23 protein-coding genes, 1 tRNA gene and 1 other RNA gene are annotated in these 19,935 nt (G+C 31.8%); 21 read left to right on the top strand and 4 right to left on the bottom strand.

Translation table 11 applies throughout. From position 1 onward, the window contains the following. Nucleotides 1-225: 225 nt before the first annotated feature. Nucleotides 226-302: transfer RNA gene (locus BN3657_RS02935), tRNA-Pro, on the bottom strand. A gap of 187 nt (nt 303-489) precedes the next feature. Here BN3657_RS02935 and BN3657_RS02930 point away from each other — a divergent pair. The 5 genes from BN3657_RS02930 to BN3657_RS02910 all read left to right on the top strand — a co-directional run bounded on the left by BN3657_RS02930 (nt 490) and on the right by BN3657_RS02910 (nt 2,906). Continuing rightward, complete coding sequence (locus tag BN3657_RS02930; protein ID WP_062551709.1) at nt 490-1,128, top strand: HAD family hydrolase; 639 nt, start codon at nt 490-492, stop codon at nt 1,126-1,128. Beyond that, the gene (locus BN3657_RS02925) at nt 1,125-1,778 is read left to right on the top strand and encodes a VanZ family protein (protein ID WP_062551708.1); all 654 of its coding nucleotides are present in this window, start codon (nt 1,125-1,127) and stop codon (nt 1,776-1,778) included. The genes BN3657_RS02930 and BN3657_RS02925 overlap by 4 nt, the downstream gene beginning before the upstream one ends. A gap of 24 nt (nt 1,779-1,802) precedes the next feature. Continuing rightward, nucleotides 1,803-2,147: a transfer-messenger RNA gene (gene ssrA, locus BN3657_RS02920) on the top strand. 265 nt (nt 2,148-2,412) lie between these two features. Continuing rightward, nucleotides 2,413-2,634, top strand: a complete 222-nt coding sequence (locus BN3657_RS02915; protein ID WP_019139132.1) for a type II toxin-antitoxin system RelB/DinJ family antitoxin — start codon at nt 2,413-2,415, stop codon at nt 2,632-2,634. Continuing rightward, nucleotides 2,631-2,906 carry a type II toxin-antitoxin system RelE/ParE family toxin gene (locus BN3657_RS02910; RefSeq protein WP_062551707.1) on the top strand — a complete coding sequence of 92 codons (276 nt, stop codon included), beginning with the start codon at nt 2,631-2,633 and terminating at the stop codon, nt 2,904-2,906. Before BN3657_RS02915 ends, BN3657_RS02910 begins: the two co-directional genes overlap by 4 nt. Nucleotides 2,907-3,045: 139 nt before the next feature. Here the strand turns inward: BN3657_RS02910 and BN3657_RS02905 are convergent, their stop codons facing one another. Next, complete coding sequence (locus BN3657_RS02905; protein ID WP_062551706.1) at nt 3,046-3,462, bottom strand: hypothetical protein; 417 nt, start codon at nt 3,460-3,462, stop codon at nt 3,046-3,048. A gap of 47 nt (nt 3,463-3,509) precedes the next feature. On the opposite strand from BN3657_RS02905, the gene BN3657_RS02900 reads away from it, so the two are divergent. The 7 genes from BN3657_RS02900 to BN3657_RS02870 all read left to right on the top strand — a co-directional run bounded on the left by BN3657_RS02900 (nt 3,510) and on the right by BN3657_RS02870 (nt 9,333). Continuing rightward, nucleotides 3,510-4,505: an MBL fold metallo-hydrolase gene (locus BN3657_RS02900; RefSeq protein WP_062551705.1), complete on the top strand. Its 996-nt coding sequence runs from the start codon at nt 3,510-3,512 to the stop codon at nt 4,503-4,505. An 81-nt stretch (nt 4,506-4,586) separates the two neighbouring features. Then, complete coding sequence (gene folP / locus BN3657_RS02895; protein WP_062551704.1) at nt 4,587-5,561, top strand: dihydropteroate synthase; 975 nt, start codon at nt 4,587-4,589, stop codon at nt 5,559-5,561. Between the two features lie 53 nt (nt 5,562-5,614). After that, nucleotides 5,615-6,586: a phosphate acetyltransferase gene (gene pta, locus BN3657_RS02890; RefSeq protein ID WP_062551703.1), complete on the top strand. Its 972-nt coding sequence runs from the start codon at nt 5,615-5,617 to the stop codon at nt 6,584-6,586. A gap of 83 nt (nt 6,587-6,669) precedes the next feature. Continuing rightward, a complete protein-coding gene (locus tag BN3657_RS02885; protein WP_062551702.1) occupies nt 6,670-7,935 on the top strand; it encodes an erythromycin esterase family protein in 1,266 nt (421 codons plus the stop codon). 69 nt (nt 7,936-8,004) lie between these two features. Then, the gene (gene relB, locus BN3657_RS02880; protein WP_062551701.1) at nt 8,005-8,229 is read left to right on the top strand and encodes a type II toxin-antitoxin system RelB family antitoxin; all 225 of its coding nucleotides are present in this window, start codon (nt 8,005-8,007) and stop codon (nt 8,227-8,229) included. Then, the gene (locus tag BN3657_RS02875) at nt 8,226-8,492 is read left to right on the top strand and encodes a type II toxin-antitoxin system RelE family toxin (RefSeq protein WP_062551700.1); all 267 of its coding nucleotides are present in this window, start codon (nt 8,226-8,228) and stop codon (nt 8,490-8,492) included. Before relB ends, BN3657_RS02875 begins: the two co-directional genes overlap by 4 nt. 58 nt (nt 8,493-8,550) lie before the next feature. Next, a complete protein-coding gene (locus BN3657_RS02870) occupies nt 8,551-9,333 on the top strand; it encodes an ADP-ribosylglycohydrolase family protein (protein WP_098039828.1) in 783 nt (260 codons plus the stop codon). Nucleotides 9,334-9,394: 61 nt separating this feature from the next. On the opposite strand, the gene BN3657_RS02865 is transcribed toward BN3657_RS02870, so the two are convergent. Beyond that, a complete protein-coding gene (locus tag BN3657_RS02865; protein WP_062551698.1) occupies nt 9,395-9,952 on the bottom strand; it encodes a chromate transporter in 558 nt (185 codons plus the stop codon). Further along, complete coding sequence (locus tag BN3657_RS02860; RefSeq protein ID WP_062551697.1) at nt 9,945-10,505, bottom strand: chromate transporter; 561 nt, start codon at nt 10,503-10,505, stop codon at nt 9,945-9,947. Before BN3657_RS02860 ends, BN3657_RS02865 begins: the two co-directional genes overlap by 8 nt. A 78-nt stretch (nt 10,506-10,583) precedes the next feature. Here BN3657_RS02860 and proC point away from each other — a divergent pair, with 78 nt between their 5' ends. From proC to BN3657_RS02815, 9 genes are all read left to right on the top strand, one after another. Continuing rightward, nucleotides 10,584-11,348: a pyrroline-5-carboxylate reductase gene (gene proC, locus BN3657_RS02855; protein ID WP_062551696.1), complete on the top strand. Its 765-nt coding sequence runs from the start codon at nt 10,584-10,586 to the stop codon at nt 11,346-11,348. 9 nt (nt 11,349-11,357) lie between these two features. Next, the gene (locus BN3657_RS02850) at nt 11,358-11,924 is read left to right on the top strand and encodes a DJ-1 family glyoxalase III (RefSeq protein ID WP_062551695.1); all 567 of its coding nucleotides are present in this window, start codon (nt 11,358-11,360) and stop codon (nt 11,922-11,924) included. A gap of 206 nt (nt 11,925-12,130) precedes the next feature. Continuing rightward, nucleotides 12,131-13,279: a cation diffusion facilitator family transporter gene (locus BN3657_RS02845; protein WP_062551694.1), complete on the top strand. Its 1,149-nt coding sequence runs from the start codon at nt 12,131-12,133 to the stop codon at nt 13,277-13,279. A 9-nt stretch (nt 13,280-13,288) separates the two neighbouring features. Further along, the gene (gene trkA, locus BN3657_RS02840) at nt 13,289-14,689 is read left to right on the top strand and encodes a Trk system potassium transporter TrkA (RefSeq protein WP_062551693.1); all 1,401 of its coding nucleotides are present in this window, start codon (nt 13,289-13,291) and stop codon (nt 14,687-14,689) included. Beyond that, entirely contained in the window at nt 14,679-16,133 is a 1,455-nt protein-coding gene (locus BN3657_RS02835; protein WP_062551692.1) for a TrkH family potassium uptake protein, read from the top strand. The genes trkA and BN3657_RS02835 overlap by 11 nt, the downstream gene beginning before the upstream one ends. Further along, nucleotides 16,133-17,500: an NAD-binding protein gene (locus BN3657_RS02830; RefSeq protein WP_062551691.1), complete on the top strand. Its 1,368-nt coding sequence runs from the start codon at nt 16,133-16,135 to the stop codon at nt 17,498-17,500. The genes BN3657_RS02835 and BN3657_RS02830 overlap by 1 nt, the downstream gene beginning before the upstream one ends. Nucleotides 17,501-17,504: 4 nt before the next feature. Then, nucleotides 17,505-18,176, top strand: a complete 672-nt coding sequence (locus BN3657_RS02825; protein WP_062551690.1) for a uracil-DNA glycosylase — start codon at nt 17,505-17,507, stop codon at nt 18,174-18,176. A gap of 122 nt (nt 18,177-18,298) precedes the next feature. After that, nucleotides 18,299-19,072 (top strand): prolyl oligopeptidase family serine peptidase, encoded by a 774-nt coding sequence (locus BN3657_RS02820; protein ID WP_062551689.1) that lies wholly within the window; start codon nt 18,299-18,301, stop codon nt 19,070-19,072. Beyond that, entirely contained in the window at nt 19,072-19,932 is an 861-nt protein-coding gene (locus BN3657_RS02815) for a polyphosphate kinase 2 family protein (protein WP_062551688.1), read from the top strand. Before BN3657_RS02820 ends, BN3657_RS02815 begins: the two co-directional genes overlap by 1 nt. Nucleotides 19,933-19,935 lie beyond the last annotated feature (3 nt).

Raw genomic sequence — 19,935 nt, 5'->3', positions numbered from 1 at the left:
GCTTTTAAATTATTAAAATATACATTATGCAAAAAAATAATTAATTTTTGAAATATTAAACTATAAATCAGTCAAAAAATTATGAAAAAGTAAAAATTATGTATATAAGCTAAATTTTTATTTAAATTAAGGAAATAAATACTTTAACTTGGAAGGAGATAATTTTTTGGATAATTATCTAAAGAAAAGCAAAAAAAAAGAAGGATAAACCTTCAGATAAAAAAATGGTCGGGGTGAGAGGATTCGAACCCCCGGCCCCATGGTCCCAAACCACGTGCGCTACCAAACTGCGCTACACCCCGACGAGATACACAAAATGTGAATTTCTTATATATTATTTTCGAACAAATATTATTATAGCATGAAAAAAATATTTGTCAAAGCTTTTTTACAAAAAATTTAAAAATCAAAGGCTAATGGAGTCATTATACTTGAAATCTACTAAAAATACAACTAAAATAGTATTATTATGGGAAAAAAGGAGGTAACATGAAGGCTATTATATTTGATTTAGACGGAACTTTAGTTGATTCTATGGGATATTGGCGAAGTGTTTCTCGTGACTTCATGAAGACAAAGGGAATAGATATAGAAGATGCAGTTCAGCACAAGATGACAACTATGAACCTAGATGCTTCACTTAAATATTTAAGAGAATACTATAATTTGGAAGAAAGTTTTGATGAACTAATGAGTGGTTTTAGCAAAACTGTAGAAGATTTCTATGCCAATAAGGTGGATTTAAAAGAAAATTGTCTAGAAATTTTAAAATACTTTAAGGATCAAGGTAAAAAAGTTGTAATTGGGACTTCAACTGCAGATCACTTTGCAAATATAGTTATAAAAAAATATGGAATAGATAAACTTGTAGATGGACTTTACACTGCCGATTCTGTTGGATATTTAAAGGCTGAAGAAGAATTTTATCTATCCATTGCCCATTCTCTTGGGGAAAAATCAGAAAAAATTCTCTTAGTTGATGATTCATATTTAGCACTTAGAACTGCAAAAAGAGCAGGTCTTAAAACTGCTGGGATTTATGATGAAAACTCTAAGGAAACCTGGAAGACTATTGTAGAAGAAAATGAAAATTCCCTTGAGAATTTAATAGACCTAAAAAAATTATGAGATTATTTTTATTTTTTGCGGCAAGAACTATTCCAGCCTTTGTAATTACCTTTGTTGTCTTTTCCCTCATAAGAGTTAAATTTTTTTCCGACAGAAAGAAAAATTCCACTGGATTTAGAGAATTTTTACTAAGTATTTTTGCGGCTTACATAGCCTTTCTTGTAATAATGCTTTTCACACCGAATTCATACATAGCAAATTCTGGCATAAACTTGACAAACGAAAACTTTGATTTTGTTGGAAATTTTAAAGATAGGATAAATTCTGGTGCTTGGGGTGTAAACTTTGTGCCCTTTAGAACTATGAAAAACTATGTAAAATATTCTGGATTTTTACACACACTCACAAATATTTTTGGAAACATCTTAATTTTCATACCCTATGGAATTTTAGTAGCAGAGATTTTTCCAAAATTCAGGAAGCTATCAAGGATATTTTTGTTGAGCTTTACAACTTCTTTCTTTGTAGAGTTCATTCAATTTTTTATAGGAAGGTCTGTGGATATAGACGATTTAATTTTAAATGTAATTGGTTCAATTATTGGATATATAATTTGGAACAAAAATTTAAAATATAAATTTGCGAAGAAAAAGAGAAGAAAAATAAGAAGACCTAGAAGCCCTAAAATTGACAAAGACACGAGGATTTAGTATAATTTTAGTCTAAGTAAATATGGGGGCGAAAATGGTTTCGACGGGGATTTTGAGCTTTAAGTAGCGAGTCGTTGATGGATCACACAACGTAAAAATGGTCTATTAAAAAATAAACGACGAAAATAATTTCGCACTAGCTGCCTAATTTAGGTAGCAATCCGGCCAGACACCGCGAACTGTAACCGGGTTTCAAATTAGCGGGCAAACGAACTCTGTGATGCGTCATAGCAGAGGGGGTTTATGGCGATACCCTGTATGAGTTTGACACTCTAGTAATACAGGGGAAAATTAAAGAGGAGTCTGCACTCGGAGAATCTTTCTGTAAGAGGTCTTCGGACGTGGGTTCGACTCCCACCGCCTCCACCAAATATTTTTAGATAAATTAAATAAATTGTCTAAACTTAGCCATTCCTTAGGGGATGGTTTTTTTATTTGCCTTGACAATTAACCATATTTAACCATGTTTTACGCTAATTTCCCACACAAAGTCCCCACACGTTTTTTGGTGAATGCCCACTGATAATAATTTCAGATTTTAAATTTCCTGATTTATTTTATATAAATATCCAAGTAATATAATTGACAATTGCATGAAAGATGATATTATATAACTTATAAAGAGGGTGCTATTATGGCAAATGTAAATTTAAATATTAGACTTGATGAAAATTTAAAAAATGATTTTTCCAGGATATGTGATTCCATGGGAATGAGCATGTCTACTGCTTTTAATATTTTTGCAAAAGCTGTTGTGAGCGAAGAGGCTATTCCTTTTAAAGTAAAGGCAGGTAATCCCATTGTAGCTGAATTTGATAGTGTTGATGATTTTAAAGATTATGTAGACAAGTTATGAGAAAAATTAAAGTTAGGAAGAGTTTTGAAAAAGATTTAAAGAGAATTAAGAAAAGTGGAAATTTTAATCTTGAAAAACTTTATGAGATTGTAGATAAGTTAGCTAAAGGCATCACATTAGAAGAAAGATATAAGGATCATAAATTAAGTGGCAATTATGAAGGATTAAGAGAATGTCACATTAATCCAGATTGGCTACTTATTTATGAAATTAGAGATGATGAACTTATTCTTGTTTTAAATAGGACTGGTTCTCACAGTGATTTATTTTAATAGTATTTTTAAACACTCAATTGAGTGTTTTTATTTGCCTAATTTTATCCGCAAAAAAAGGACTTAATTATTTTAAGTCCTTTTAAGATGCAAACTAGTCTAATAAATTTATAAGTCTAGTTTTATATTTTTAATAATTTTATGAAGACTTTAATAGTCTTTCGTACTCTTCTATTAATTCTTCTGGTATTACAAAATTAAAATATCCTCCTGATTTTGACAGAAATAGGTACATTATACCTAGACTTGTGAATTTTTTCATGTTTATGTAGACATTTTCGTCTGTGTAGTCTACTGCTCCATTGTAGAAATCGTAAAAGGATTTATGCTCTTTTTCTGTAAAATTCATAAGTGTGTTTTTAAATTCTGATAAAATCACTTTATGAATTTCATCTATTTCTTCTCTATCCCCGAGACCACTTAGGTCCAAATCATAGGAAGATGCTATGAGCTTTCTTTGGTCCTGGTCTAAATTTTCTATAATGGGGTATAATTTATCAATAGGTAGTTTGTTAATGCTTTCAACTTTAAATAGTTTTAATAAAAAATCGCTCATAATTCACCTCGTATTTATTATACATGAAATGAGCAAAGGGAGGAAATATGTCTAGTATTAAAAAGCTTTCTGAAGGTGTTTATTGTAAAATTATTCCTCTTAGGGGCAACCCTTTAAAGAGTATTAATATTTACATGGTCAAGTCTAAGGGCGAGGCAATGATTGTGGATACTGGTTTTAATACAGAGGAAATAAGAAATGAAATGCTTTCTTTTATAAAGGAAATGGATGTAGATCTCAATAAAACAATTTTATTTTTAACTCATCTTCATTCAGATCATACAGGTCTTGCTTCTTGGTTTTCAGAAGAACTTGGAGTTGATATTTACATGGGAGATATCGACTATCGAATGATGTCGTCTTTTGCAAATGCCGATTCAAAGAGATGGAAGGAAGTTATGGAGATAGCTCACATTGAAGGTCTTGATGAAGATAATTTAAAAATAGAAGAACACGCAGGTTTTCGCTATAGACCAAAGAAAGAATTCCCATATACTTCTTTTAATCCAAATTATGTCTTAAAGGTGGGAGATTTTACCTTTAAGGGAATGGATTTTTCTGGTCACACTCCAGGAATGGTTGGTCTTTATGAAGAAGAGAGAAAGATTTTATTCTGTGGCGACCACCTTTTAGGTGACATAACTCCAAATATTACTTTTTGGAATTTTACTGTTGGAGATAGTCTTGGAAGATATCTTAAAAATATTGAAAAATTAAGAGAACTTCCTGTTGATCACTTGTATTCATCACACAGAGCATTAATAGAGGATATTCCAAAGAGAATTGATGAATTAAAAAATCACCACAAAAATAGAGTTGATGAAGCCCTAAAAACTTTAAAAAGAGAGGGCAAATGCACTGTTCGTGATATTGCAATGAATATGTCTTGGGACATGAGGGCTAAGGATTTTTCTGAATTTCCAAATACGCAAAAGTTTTTTGCAGCAGGTGAAGCTCATGCCCACTTAGAGTATCTTAGAGCAGAAGGCAAAGCTGATTATGTTAAGGACCAAGAGGGTATTTTGTGGTACTATGCAAAATAAATTGCATTTGATTTAAAAACTAAGAAGACATAAAATGTTTATAGTATAAATATTTATTAAAAATAAGAGTTGGAGTGAATAATGGAAAATTTAGTTTGTAAATACAAAGATAAAACTTTTGAAAGTGGCAAAGAAACAATATTGTGTGGAATTGTCAACGTGACACCAGATTCATTTTCTGATGGTGGATTGTGGTATGGAAAAGACAAGGCTGTCAATAGGGCACTTGAACTAATTGAAGCTGGAGCTGGCATGATAGACATTGGCGGAGAATCAACTAGACCGGGCTCTACTTATGTCGACATCAAAGAAGAGATTGAAAGAGTTGTGCCAGTTATAAAGGAATTAAAGACTAAGACTGATATTCCTCTTTCTATTGACACATGGAAAGCTGAAGTAGCAAAAGCAGCTATTGAAGCAGGTGTTGATTTTGTAAATGACATAACAGGTTTTATGGGAGATCCTAAAATGGCAGAAGTTGTGGGAAGAAGTGATGTCGGTGCAATTTTAATGTTTAATCCAAAGATTGCAAGACCAAATCACAAGTCCAGTGCAAATTTCCCATCCTTTGGAGGAGAAGGAGCTTTCACAGAAGAAGAATTAAAATCCTTCGAAGATATGGATATAGTTGAAGTCATGAAAAAATATCTAAAAAAATCACTTGAACGTGCAGAAAAAAATGGCATTGAAAGAGAAAGGATAATGCTTGACCCAGGAATCGGATTTGCTCTTACAAAAAAAGAAAACTTAAAATTAATTGATAAAATTGATGTCATAAGAGAAATGGGCTGCTTCACATTTTTAGGTGTTTCAAGAAAGAGATTTATAACAAATATTTTAAGTCAAAACAATATTGACGCTGATGGCAACAATGAAGAAGGATTTGAAAATAGAGACGAAGCATCAGCTGCACTTACAACTATTGCAGCTTACAAGGGAGTAGAAGTTTTAAGAGTTCACACAATGAAGCATCACTTAATAGCAAAACTCGTTGCTGACTCTGTTAGACTAAACCAAGTAATAGAAGATGTAAATTTTAAAGCATATTCACTTTAAATTAATTTTCATAAGATATATAATATTATTTAGTAATAACAAAGGGGGACATTATGTCATTAATAGAAGAATTAAAAGGAAAAGTAAGAGAATCAAAACCAGAAATAGTATTTCCAGAAGGCGATGACTCAAGAATTTTAAGAGCAGCTATTAGACTAAATAATGATGGAGATATTAAACCAATAGTTCTTGGAAACAAAGAAGAACTTCAAGCTCTTGCAGAAAAAGAAGGCGTAGAACTTGGAAATCTTGAAATTCTAGATCCAGCTAACTATGAAGGAAAAGAAGAAATGGTTAAAGCTTTTGTTGAAAGAAGAAAAGGAAAAGCAACAGAAGCACAAGCAGAAGAAATCCTAAAAGATCACAACTATTTCGGCACAATGCTTATCTACATGGGAAAAGCAAAAGGACTTGTATCAGGTGCAGCACACACAACTGCAGACACAGTTAGACCAGCTCTTCAAATTATAAAAACAAAAGAAGGATATAAGAGATGCTCTGGAGCATTTATCATGTTAAGAGATGAAGAAATGTATCTAATGGCTGATTGTGCTATTAACATTGACCTAGACAAAGATGGACTTGCAGAAGTTGCACTTGTATCAAACGAAACAGCAAGACAATTTGGCATGGATCCAAAAATTGCAATGCTTTCATTCTCAACTAAGGGATCAGCATCTCACGAAAGAGTAACAATGGTAGCAGAAGCAACAGAAATTGCAAAAGAAAAAAATCCAGAAATGGCAATAGATGGAGAACTTCAATTTGACGCAGCATTTGTAGAATCAGTAGCAAATAAAAAAGCACCAGGTTCAGAAGTTGCAGGTCACGCAAATGTATTTGTATTCCCTAACATTGAAGCAGGTAATATTGGATACAAGATTGCACAAAGATTTGGTGGATTTGAAGCAATAGGACCTATCCTTCAAGGACTTAATGCCCCAGTAAACGACCTTTCTCGTGGTTGCTCAGAAGACGAAGTATATTCACTAGCAATCATAACAGCAGCTCAAGCAGTTCTTTAATAAATTTTGACTTAAAGACTTCCTTAGGGGAGTCTTTATTTTTTTGCTTTTTATTTATATAATTCTTTTAAGAGGGTGAGAAAATGATAAAGAAAATTTTTAAAGGACTTTTAATTTTTTTAATAACTCTTATTTTTCTTGGAGGGCTTGGAGATTTTTTGTGGGTTAATCTTCCAAAATTAAGTGCAAGAAAAAATATTTCTGACATAGAAGACTATGGCAAAATGGTAAGTGAAATAAATTTAGATGATTATATAAAAGTTGTTGGACTTGGCGAAGCCACTCACGGCAATTCTGATTTTCAAGATTTAAAATTAGAAGTTTTAAAGACTTTAGTTGAAAAAAATAATTTAAAGAGCTTTGCTATTGAAGCTGATTTTGGCGAAGGCATGATTATAAATAATTACATTCATGGAAATAAAAGAGCTGAAAATATTTCTAGTGTTTTTTCTTTTAATATTTATCACACAAAGAATATGAATGACCTCATAAATTATATGTTTGACTACAACCAAAAGGCAAAGGATGAGGACAAGCTTTCCTTTTACGGATTTGATATGCAAAATCCAGAAAAATCTATGGAATTAATTTTAGAATTTTGCGAAAAAAATAATATTCTACAAGACAAAAACTTGCAAAAGGAATTTTCCTTTATTAAAGATGAAAATTTTAAGATTTCACAGATAAAAGAAAAAAAGGATTTGTTATTAGAAGTAAAAAATTATGTAGAAATTTTATCATCTCCCGAAGCAAAAATAGTTTCAAGAGCAATCACAAATGTAATGGACAGCGTAAAATATTATGAATTGGATTTTAAGGATTATGTAAAAGTAAATAATTTAAGAGATAAGTTAATGGCTGAAAATGTTAAGTGGATAAGTGATTTTGAAAAGGCAAAGGGAAATGATTTGCTTTTAATTTCTGGTCACAATGGACACATCGCAAAAAGTGAAAAATTTTATGAGCCCATGGGTTCTCACTTAAAGAAAATTTTTGGAGAAAAATATTTTATTATTGGAACTGACTTTTATAAGGGAATTGTAAATATAAATGAGGCTGGACCAGATAATAAAAGGGCAAACCATGCCTTTGTATCTGCAGATCCACTTGCCTACAGTGCGAGAAAATTTAAGGGCAAATATTATTTAGATTTTACAAAAATTCAAGATGGTGAAACCTTTGAATTTATAAATGAAGAGATTAACATGGGAAGTTTGGGCGAAGGATATTCTCCGCTTATGAAATTTATTCCAACAAGTTATAGAGTAAAGGAAGTCCCAAAAGATTTATATGATGCAATGATTTTTGTTTATTATGCAAAGCCAATTGCTGTAACCCATGAAGATTAGTTTATAAAAAAACTTTATACAATTGACTTATGTAACACAATGTAATACAATCGGATTAGAGGTGATGGTATGAAAACTGTATCTGTAAGACTTAATGCTGAAGAGGAGAGGGCTTTTACTGCCTATGCTGATCTTATGGGAGAACCTCTTTCCACTCTTTTTAAAAAATTAATGGAAGAGAAACTTGAAGATGAGTTCGACATGAAAGTTGCTGAAGACTTTCTTGAAAGAGAAACTAGGGGCGAAGTTGAAACTAGACCTATCGAAGATTTATTTAAAGAGCTTGACCTATGACTTACCAAGTAAGAACTACAAAAAAGTTTGACAAGTCCTTTAAAAAACTTGATAGGCAGTCCCAAAAACTTATAAAAAATTGGATGGAGGGCAATCTTATTGGTTGTCAGGACCCAAGATTTTCTGGCAAGCCCCTCACTGGCAACTTCAAAGGTATTTGGAGGTATAGGATAGGCTCCTATAGACTTCTTGCGAAAATTGACGACGAAAAATTAATTATTTTCGCCATAGATGTGGGACATAGAAGAAATATTTATAACTAAGATTCTTTTTTGAGTCTTAGTTTTTGTTTTATGGAAAATTTTTATGAAAGGAGTTTTTATGACAAAGTTAAGAGATGCAATTTATGGTTTTGCTGTTGCTGATGCTCTTGGTGTTCCCTTTGAGTTTAAGGAAAGAGGAACTTTTATGTGCAGTGATTGTGTTGGATTTGGTTCTTGGAATCAAGAGCCTGGCACTTGGTCTGACGACACTAGCATGACTCTTGCGACTTGCAAATCCATTAAAGATAAGAAAAAGATTGATATAGAAGATATAAGAAAAAATTTTAAGTCATGGCTATTTAATGATGAATTTACAGCTAATGGTGAAACTTTTGATGTAGGAATTACAACAAGAGATGCCCTAGTAGAGGGTCATGGAATTGATGATTTTTATGCAAATGGGAATGGATCTCTTATGAGAATTTTGCCCCTTGCCTTTACTGATGCAAGTGATGAGGAAATTGAAAGTGTATCAAGTATCACTCACGCTCATGAGATTTCTAAAAAGGCTTGCATAGATTATGTGCATCTTGCGAGAAAATTAATTGCAGGTGAAGATTTAGAAGACTTGGGATTTGGCGAAATAAAAAAGAAAAAGGAAGATGAGATTCAGTCTACGGGCTTTGTTCTCCATACACTAGAAGCTGCCATTTGGTGCATTTTAAATACAAATTCTTATAAAGATGCAGTCCTAAAGGCAGTAAATCTTGGTGACGACACCGACACAACAGCAGCTGTAACTGGTGGACTTGCTGGAATAATTTATGGATATGATGAAATCCCAAGAAAGTGGATAGATAAGTTAAAGAATAAAAAATTAATTGATGATTGTTTGTTTTAAATTGTAAAGTTAAAAGTTGCTAATAAAAAAATCCTTAGATTTTATTCTAAGGAGTTTTGTTTTACATAAATGTCAAGACATATTTTATTACAATTCCAATTACTGCACCAAGGCCTATTAGTTTAAATAGGTCTACTTTTTTTAGGTAGAGGATAAAGCCAACTATAAAGGAAATAAGGGCGGCAAGGCTAATTCCTGAAAGTTTTAGTCCTTCAGGGAAGACTGATGATTGAAATAGTTTTAAGGTAGTTATAAAAATCAATGACACAACTCCTGCTTTTATGCCAAGAAGGGAGTAGTCCATAATTTTAAATTTTTTGCCCTTGCTAAAGAGAAAATATCCTAATATCATCATCAAAATAAATTGAGGAAGGACAAGTCCACTTGTTGCAAAGATTGATCCTATTATTCCATTTACATTTTGACCAACAAAGGTTGCTGAATTTATAGCTATTGGTCCGGGTGTCATTTGTGATATTGAGATTAGGTCTATAAATTCTCTTGTTGAGATCCAAGCATTTTCTTCTACAACGTATTTTGAAATTAGTGGTATTACTGCGTAACCGCCGCCAAAGGCAAAGCATCCGATTTTAAAGAAAATTAAAAATAAATTAAGCATTTTTGTATCTCTCCATAACGCTAAAATAAGAAATTCCTGCAAGTGCACAGAATAGAATTATTAGTCCTGTGTTTATTTCTGTGAAAAATGCAACTAAGAAGACAAGAATTATCATAGCAAGGCTAAAGCGTGGGTTTTTCTTGTAAGATGAAATTCCCATGCGAATGACTGTTATAAATAGGACTGCAGAAATTATTCCGCTTATGCCTTCTAAGGCTGCATTTATAAAAAAGTTCGACTTAAACTCTTGGTAGAAGTTTGAAATTATGGACAAAATTATTAAACAAGGAAGGGAGGATGCAATAAGACAAGTTATTGCTCCAATAGGTCCTTTTAAGTAATAACCTGTTAAGACGGAGCAGGAAATTGCCATAGCACCAGGTCCACCTTGGGAAATGGCGACTATATCCATCATTTCATCTTCGTCAATAAGTTCTAAATCAGATACGAAAATATCTTTTATAACAGGGACAATTGTATATCCTCCTCCAAAGGTTATGGCATTTATTTTAAAAAATGTTAAAAATAACTTAATAAGAGAAATTTTTTTCATAAAATCACCGCCTTAAATTATAGCATAAAAATGAAAATTTAAATAATTTCGTGTATAATCTAATTAAGGAGTGATGAGATGAAGATGGGAATTATAGGCCTTGGCAACATGGGCGCTGCCATGGCACACGGTCTTTTAAATAATGATATAGAAACTTATCTTTTTGACATGGATAAGAAAAAGAGAGAATCTTTTAAAGATTTTGAAAAGGCAAATATTATGGAATCAGAAAATGATGTTGTAAAAAATTCTGATGCAATTATTTTTACAATTAAACCCTTTGTTTATGCTGAAGTTTTAGAAAAAATAAAGGAAGATGTAGAAAATCAAATTATTATTTCAGTTACATCAGCCTTTGATCTTAAAAAGCTTGAAGAAATTTTGCCTGGTAAAAAACTTATGATGGCTCTTCCAAATACACCTGCAAAGATTTTATCTTCAATGACAGGAATTTGTCCTGGAAAAAATATTTCAGAGGAAGAAGTAAAAGAAATTAGAGATGTTTTATCTAACTTTGGTCAAACTGAAATTGTTGAGGAAAAAAATATTAAAATTTATGAAGCAGTTTCTGGTTGTATGCCAGCTTATGTTTACATGTATATTGAAGCAGCAGCTGATGCAGCGGTTTCTCACGGAATGCAAAGGGATATGGCTTATAGAGTTATTTCACAAGCAGTGGCAGGTTCTGCAAAGATGGTAAGAGAATCTGGACTTCACCCAGGAGAATTAAAGGACCAAGTTACAACACCAGCAGGAACAACTATTAAGGGAGTAAAATCTTTAGAAAAGGATGGTTTTAGATCTGCAATTATAAATGCAGTGGATTCTATAATGAACAAATAGGAGGTCATTATGAAAGATTTATTGGTATTTTTGGCAGAAGGTTTTGAAGAAATTGAAGCTCTAACAATTGTTGATGTTTTGAGAAGAGCAGATTTAAAAGTAGATACAGTATCAATTAAGGATAGACCAGAAGTAAAAGGGGCTCATGATATAAAGGTATTTGCTGATAAGATTTTTGATGAAATTAATATTGAAGATTATAGAGCCATGTACATACCAGGAGGTCAACCTGGTGCTACAAATCTAATGAATGATAAAAGAGTTCTAGAATGTGCCAATGTCTTTAACGATGAAGAGAAAAATGTAATTGCAATTTGTGCTGGTCCGCAAGTTCTTGATGCTGCGGGTTTATTAAAGGACAAAAAGTTCACTTGCTATCCTGGAGTGGAAAATAAGCTTAAGGCAGAAAATATTGTGGATGAAGCAATTGTTGAAGATAATAATATTATAACTTCTATGGGTCCAGCTCTTGCCATTCTTCTTGGCGTAAAGTTAGTTGAAATATTAGCTTCCAAGGAAAAGGCGGAAGAAGTTGCAGAAGGCCTACTTCTTCCAGAGCTTAAAAAGTTTATTTAAATTAATTTAAATATAAGTTAGAAAATGTGCCAGAAAGTCTGGTGCATTTTTTTATCTATAAGTTATAAATTAGTCAGTGGATTTTAACTATTTTCTTTTCCTTTTATTACTAATCTACTAGTGTTATAATGATTGTAACTGAGGAAATCTGTTTAAAGTGGGCTTTTAGCCTATTTTTATTTATAATTAAATTTTTTGGAGGATAAATGCTCGCAAAACTTATTTTAAAAAGGGGAAAGAGTGCCTATGGCTATGACAGGGCAAAAATCTCGAAAGAAACTTCCTTTCTCGGACTTCTATCAAATATATTTGTAGCTGTCTTAAAAGTTATCTTGTATATATTTACTGGATCAATTTCAATTTTATCTGATGCAGTAAATAATATAACTGATTGCATTAGCTCTATTATTTCTATTTTAGGTATAAGACTTGCTGCTAAACCAAGAGATAAGGATCATCCTTATGGACACGGCAGACTCGAATATTTGATTTCTCTTGTAGTTTCTGGTATCGTACTTTCCGTTGGTTTTCAATTTTTGAAAACATCAGTTGAAAAAATAATACATCCAGTGGAAATATCTTATCCAAAATCCACTATTGTGATTTTAATTTTAACTATAATAATAAAATTTTGGCAGGCTTCCTTATATTCAAATGTGGGAAGAAAAATTGATTCTGTCACTTTAAAGGCACAAGAAAAGGACTCATTAAGTGACACTCTTATAACTTCAGTTGTAATTATTTCTATAATAATAGAAAAATTCACAGGAAAGCTCCTAGATGGATATGTGGGACTTTTAGTTGCCTTGTTTATCTTATATACTGCCATTTCATTAATATATGAAACAATTTCAATTATATTGGGGCGAGGTCTTAGTGATGAAACAAAACACGAGATAAAGTCAAAAGTTTCAAATTATGACGGTATCTCCAATGTTCACAACATGATGGTGACAGATTTTGGTCCAGACAATATGATTGTAATTATTGATGCTGCTCTAGATTATAATTTGACCTTAGAAGAAGCTCATAATATTGTAGATAAAGTCGAAAGAGAGATATCTGATTTACTTGGTATAAAATTAATTATTCATGCCGATCCAAAGGGAAGCAGCAATGAAATAGTTAATTCTGTATCTTTGGCACTAAAAAAAATAATAAGAGAATCACTTAATATTTATTCTTTTCACGATATAGTCCTTGAAGATAATAAAATTTATATAGATATTGACTATAATGCTGATTCTGTAAAGACAGTACATGAAAAAGAAAATCTAAAAATAGAGATAAGAGATAAATTGAAATCCATCTATCCTGATTATGAATTTGTGGTAAAACTTGATGCGATTTTTTAGGAGGAATATATGAAGGCTTTAGTTGTAGGCGCCGGAAAATTAGGCTATAGACTTGCAGCTTCACTACTAGATGAAGATTATGAAGTAACTGTAGTGGACAACAACGAAGATGTTATTGAAAATATATCAAATTCACTTGACGTTTTTAGTATTTGTGCAAATGCTTTGGATTTTGGCGTTTTAGAGGAACTTGATATTTCTCTATTTGATTATGTTGTTGCCACAACTACAAATGACGAAGCCAATGTAATACTTTGCACAATTTCCAAAAAACTTGGTGCAAAATATGCAATTGCAAGAGTAAGAGATCCTGAATATAGAAAGCATCTTGATTTTATATCAGAAGAACTAGAAATTGACAAGATAATAAATCCTGACAATGCAACAGCAAGGTCTATAGTTAAGTATTTGATGAAGAGATACCAACTTTATTCTGATGAATTTGCTGGTGGAAAAGTTTCTCTTGTTGAATTTAACATTGGAAATGATCCAAACTTTATAGATAGAAAGATTATGGATATTCAAAATATAAATGATTTATTAATTGCAGCAATTTCTAGAAATGGAGAAGCAATTATTCCAAATGGTCGTACTGTTTTAGAGGAAAATGATGTTATAATTCTTGCAGGAAAGTCTGAAAAAATAGAGCTTTTTGACAAGGATCACACAGGTGTAAATAGGACTAGATCTCTTAGGAGTACAATGATCCTTGGTGGAGGAAAGACTGGACTTTACCTTGCAATGTTACTTTTAAAAGAAAATATAGATGTAACTATTGTAGAAATAAACAAGGAAAGATGTCTTGAGTTAAAGGAAATGGTTCCAGATGCCAATATTATAAATGGTGATGGAACTGACATAGCAATTCTCGAAGAAGAAATGGTCCACACTTATGATTCCTTTGTCGCAGCAACGGGAATTGATGAAGCAAATTTACTTATGAGTCTTGTGGCAAAGCAAAGTGGAATTTATAAGTCAGTTGCCAAAATTTCTAGAACAAATTATGACAAGGTCTTAGATAAACTTGACATTGATGCGGTTTTTAACACGTCTTATATAACTGCTGCAGAGATGCTAAAAGAAATTAGGGGAAAGAGTTCCCTTGCCCTACACCTACTTTTAAATGGTCAAGTTGAGTGTGTGGAACTTATGATAAAAGAAAAACACCTTGTCTGTGGAAAGGCTCTTGAAAATTTAAATCTTCCAGACGGAATACTAATTATTGCAATAATAAGGGACAACAAGATGCTAGTTCCAAATGGTAAGTCAGTTCTTGAATCAGGAGATAGAATTATTTTATTCTCTATGCACCAAGTAGCTCCAAGAGTTCAAAAGATTTTTTCATCTGAAGGAAAGTTAAAGGACGCAATAAAGTCAATTAAGAATCGAGGAAAGAAAGATGAATTATAAGCTGATTGCGAAAATACTTGGATATATTTTATTAATAGAAACGGCCTTTATGACCCCATCTCTAGGTCTAAGCCTAGTAGAAAAGGATGGGTCCTCACAAGGTTTTTTAATCCCAATGGCTATAGCAGTTTTTTTGGGATTAATTTTAATTAATTTGAAAATAAGAAAGAGATCTCTTTCGCCAAGAGATGGAATTTTGACAGTAACAGCATCGTGGATATTGGTATCCATTATTGGAGCAATTCCACTTTTTGTTTCTGCTGATATGACTTATGTAGATTCTTTTTTTGAAATAGTTTCTGGTTTTACTACAACAGGAGCTACAGTTATATCTGGAATAGAATCATTTCCAAGGTCTGTCGTACTTTGGAGATCCATAACTCACTGGATTGGTGGTATGGGGATTTTGGTTTTTACAGTAGGACTTTTGCCAAAACTTGGAGTTGGTGCTTTTCAAATTTTTAAGGCAGAATCACCAGGGCCTGTGGCAGGAAAAATAGAGTCAAGAATTTCTCAATCATCTAAAAGACTCTACATAATTTATATTATTTTAACCTTAGCCCTATTTATAGCTTTAAAAATTGCTGGAATGTCTGTATTTGACTCATTAGTTCACGCTTTTGGTGTTCTTGGAACAGGTGGATTTTCATCTTACAATGATTCCTTTATGTCTTATGAAGGAAATGCAGTTCACTTTATTCTTGCAATTTTTATGTTTTTAAGTTCGACAAATTTTGCAATTTATGCTCTAATTTCTAAGAAGAAATTTAAAGAAGTTCGTCAAAATGATGAGTTAAAGCTTTGGATTTGTATAATTTTTGGATCAATTGTCTTAATAACAATAAACTTACTTGCCAATGGTTATACTTCAACTTTGATGGCTTTTAGAGATTCAGCCTTTCAAGTAACTTCAATTTCATCAACATCTGGTTTTGCCAATGCAGACTATGAATTGTGGCCAAGTTTTTCAAAGTTCATCTTGCTAATACTTATGTTATTTGGTGGTTGTGCAGGATCAACTGGCGGTGGAATAAAAATAACAAGAATTTCTATTTTGCTAAAATTAATTAAAAGAGAAATGAAAAGAGCAACTCACCCAAAGGCAGTTTTGCCAGTACTAGCAGATGGCAAGTCACTATCTGATGAAGTTGTCCTTGGAATAAATGCTTATCTTGGGACTTATTTTGTAATTGCTTTATTTTCTACAGCTATTGTAACTTTATCTGGAGTAGACGTAATTACAGGATTTTCTTCAGTGGCAACAACCTTATCCAATGTTGGTCCAGGATTTGGAGACATTGGTCCCACAAAGAACTTTTACTTTTACAGCGACTTTTATAAATTGTATTTCAGTGCACTTATGCTCTTAGGAAGGCTTGAATTCTTTACAATTTTGGCACTTTTCTCAAGGGGAAGACACAGAAAGGAAATTATTAAATTATAATGAAGATTTTAATTATAGGTTCAGGAAAAGTTGGCTCAACTATTGCCAACACCCTAAGTCTTGAAAAATATGAAGTTGATATAGTAGATAGAAACGAAAAAAACTTTGAAAATATTACAAATACTGTAAATATAATAAAGGCAGATGTTTTAGATGAAACTTTTATTTTAAATAATGATTTAGAGAAGTATGATTACGCCATTATTGCCACAGACAGTGACAAGACAAATCTTATAATGGCATCTATATTTAAGGGTTTAGATGTAAAAATAATTCTTCGTCTTGATGAAATGGAAAATATTTCTGAAATAGGAATTATAAAAAACACTCTTCCAAATATTGTAAATATTTTTAATTTAAGTTTAGAAACTGCAAAACTTGTTACAAAATTAATTGGATCTTCTGATTATTATGAAGCAGATTATTTTGGCAAGGGAAAAATTGAAGTAACTGGTCACTATATTGATATGGATGAAGAATTTGAGAATCAAAAAATAAAAGATATTGGTTCTCTATCCACAATTCTCGTAGTTGGCGTCCTAAGAGAAGGGGAATTAATTGTACCAGATGGTGAAACAGTTTTAAAAACAGGAGATTATATTTATCTAATGGGGCTTTCCTTTGATATAAGGAATTTCAAACACGCTCACTTTGAAATCAAAGAAAAGAAAGACCAAAGGGATGTTGTAATTGCATCTGGAGATTATAATTTTAACAGGATGATCTCAAATCTTGACAATATAAATTTAAAGATAATTGAACCCAACAGAGAAAAATTTGAAGAATACAGAAGAAATTTAAATAGAGCTTTTGTTGTAAATAAAAAACTGAGAAACGATAAAATTTTTAAAGAAGAAAATATTTCAAAAGATGGAGTATTTATTTCTATGACTGGATCAGATGAATTAAATATTGTTCTTGGTCTTTTAGCTAGAAATCATGGGATTTCTAAAAATATTATTATACAAAAGGACAACAATTACGATACAGTCTTAGAAAGCCTTGGGATTTATAGGGTAATAGATCCAAAAGTTATTGTTGCCAATGAAATAATAAAGGCCATAAACACTGACATGAAAGTTGCAGTCAACTATATGTTTGGTGGAAAGGCACAAGTATATGAAATAAAAATCCCAGATGATTTTGTCTACATTGGAAAAAAATTATCTGAAATTAACCTTCACAGAGAAATAATTATTGGAGGTATAATTAGGTTTGACAATTCAGCAGTAATACCAAGGGGAAATACTAGGATAGAAAAGGGCGACAGGCTCGTAATTTTCTCAACAAATGAGAGCAGAAAAGAATTGGAAGAGTTAATCGATCCAAGCTTAAAGAAGAGTATCTTCGATTTCTTCAGGAGATGATTATGTGAAAGAAATTTTTAAAAATGATTGGCAGGAAATCCTGCAAGATGAATTTGAAAAAGATTATTACAAGGACCTAAGAAAACTTTTAATAAAAGAATATAGAAATTATGAAATTTTTCCAAAGGCAGAGGATATTTTTAATGCCTTTCACTATACTTCTTATAAAGATTTAAAGGTTTTAATTTTGGGTCAAGATCCTTATCACAATGTGGGGCAGGCTCATGGACTTGCTTTTTCGGTTAAAGAGGGAGTTATGGTTCCACCTTCTCTTAAAAATATTTACAAGGAACTAAATTCTGATTTAGGACTTGAAATTCCAAATACAGGTTATTTAAAATCATGGGCAGACCAAGGGATTATGCTTTTAAACACGACCTTAACAGTAAGAGCTCATCAACCAATGAGTCATTCAAAAATTGGCTGGGAAATTTTCACAAACGCTGTTATAGAAAAAATTAGTGAAAAAGAAGACCCAGTAGTTTTTATACTTTGGGGCAATCATGCAAAAGCCCGCAGAAAATTTATAAAAGATGGAAATCATCTAATTATAGAAGGGCCTCACCCATCTCCACTTTCTGCAAATAGAGGATTTTTTGGATCTAGACCTTTTTCTAGAGCCAATGAATTTTTAAGGGAAAATGGAATTACTCCTCCAAGTTGGGAAGTTAAATAAAATTAAAAAATATTTTAGCAAAGAATTTTTGGTTTTATTAAATTCTTTGCTTTTTTATTGGAATTATCTTTACTCTTCAAGAAATTTTATATATCTTTGATATAATATATTTGAGGTGAATTATGGAGTATTTAAAATCAAATTATTCAGATATAAAAGAAATAAAAGTTGGAGAAGTGCCACTTGTGATAATAGAACCCAAGGAAAAAACAAATAAGACACTTGTTTTTTATCATGGTTGGGGTTCAGATGTGGAAAGACAAATTTTTAGGGGAAATATTTTTGCTTCCTATGGTTATAGAGTAATCCTTCCAGAAGCTCGCTATCACGGTGAAAGAAAAGATATAGATCTCGATTATGAAGATGAGGAAGTGGAAGGAAAATATATTTTAAAAGTTATCATGCACAATATCGAAGAAGCACCTTCTGTTTTTAAATTTGTAGAAGAAAATTATCCAGGAACTGAAATTGCAGTTGGAGGTCACTCTATGGGAGCTATAACTGCCGGTGGTCTTTACGCCTTTAAAAAAGATTTGAAGATGGCATTTATCTACAATGGCATAAATAATTGGCACGAACTTGTAAAGGGTGTAAACGAGTTAATAAATCAAGAAAAAATAGATGAGAGAGAATTTAGGATAAATGAATTTTTCCTAGATATGGATCCAATGGAAAGTCCAGAAGCCTTTAAGGATAGACCTCTTGTCCTTTACAATGGAAAAGATGATGACGTAATTGACCCATCTGGGCAAGAATCTTTTGCAAAAGAAATTGAAAAAGTTTATGAAGATAAAAAGCTTTTAGATTTTCAAATTTTTGAAATGACAGCTCATCAAGTTACTACTCAAATGATTGAATCATCAATTAAATTTTCTAAGGAAGTCGGGAGATTTTAATGAAAACAGAAAAATATTTAGTTAAGGAAAAGAAAAAACTAAACTTATATGATGTTCCAACTTCTTATAATGGAAAACTTGAAAAAAAAGAAGTTAAGAAAGTTTTAATTCCAAAAAACATTGAGATAATTAGAGAATTCCAGGAAAAGCTCTATGCAGAAAATAATCAGTCACTTTTAATAGTTCTTCAAGCTATGGATGCTGCAGGTAAGGACTCCTTAATAAAAAATATAATGACTGGAGTAAATCCACAGGGCACAAAAGTTGTTTCTTTTAAAAAACCAAGTGAAAATGAATTGGACCACGATTATCTTTGGAGAGTGGAAAAAGAATTGCCTCCTCGTGGAGAAATTGGAATCTTTAACAGAAGTCACTATGAAGATGTTCTTGTGTCAAGAGTTCACAATTTAGTCTTAGACCAGCCTTTCCCAAAAAATTTAGTGACTAAGGATATATGGGAAAAAAGATTTGAAGAAATAAATAATTTTGAAGAGTATCTTTCAAATAATGGGACAAAAATTGTAAAATTTTTCCTCCATGTTTCTAAAGAAGAGCAAAAAGAAAGACTTATGGAGAGAATCGTAAGGCCAGAAAAAAATTGGAAATTTGCATCTTCAGATATAACAGAGAGAAAGTATTTTGACGATTATATGAAGGCTTATGAAGATGTTTTAATAAATACTTCCACAAAAATTGCTCCTTGGTATATTGTGCCAGCAGACAGAAAGTGGTTCTCGAGATATCTTGTTTCAGAAGTTATTGTTGAAAAATTTAAGGAAATGAATCCAAAATATCCTGAACTTTCAAAAGAAGAATTAGAAAGTTTAGACAAGTGGAAGAAAATATTGGAGGAAGATTAAAAA

Origin of the sequence: Peptoniphilus phoceensis, assembly GCF_001517665.2 — a bacterium.
Classification (GTDB): domain Bacteria; phylum Bacillota; class Clostridia; order Tissierellales; family Peptoniphilaceae; genus Peptoniphilus_A; species Peptoniphilus_A timonensis.
This window is presented reverse-complemented; position numbering and strand designations above follow the sequence as displayed.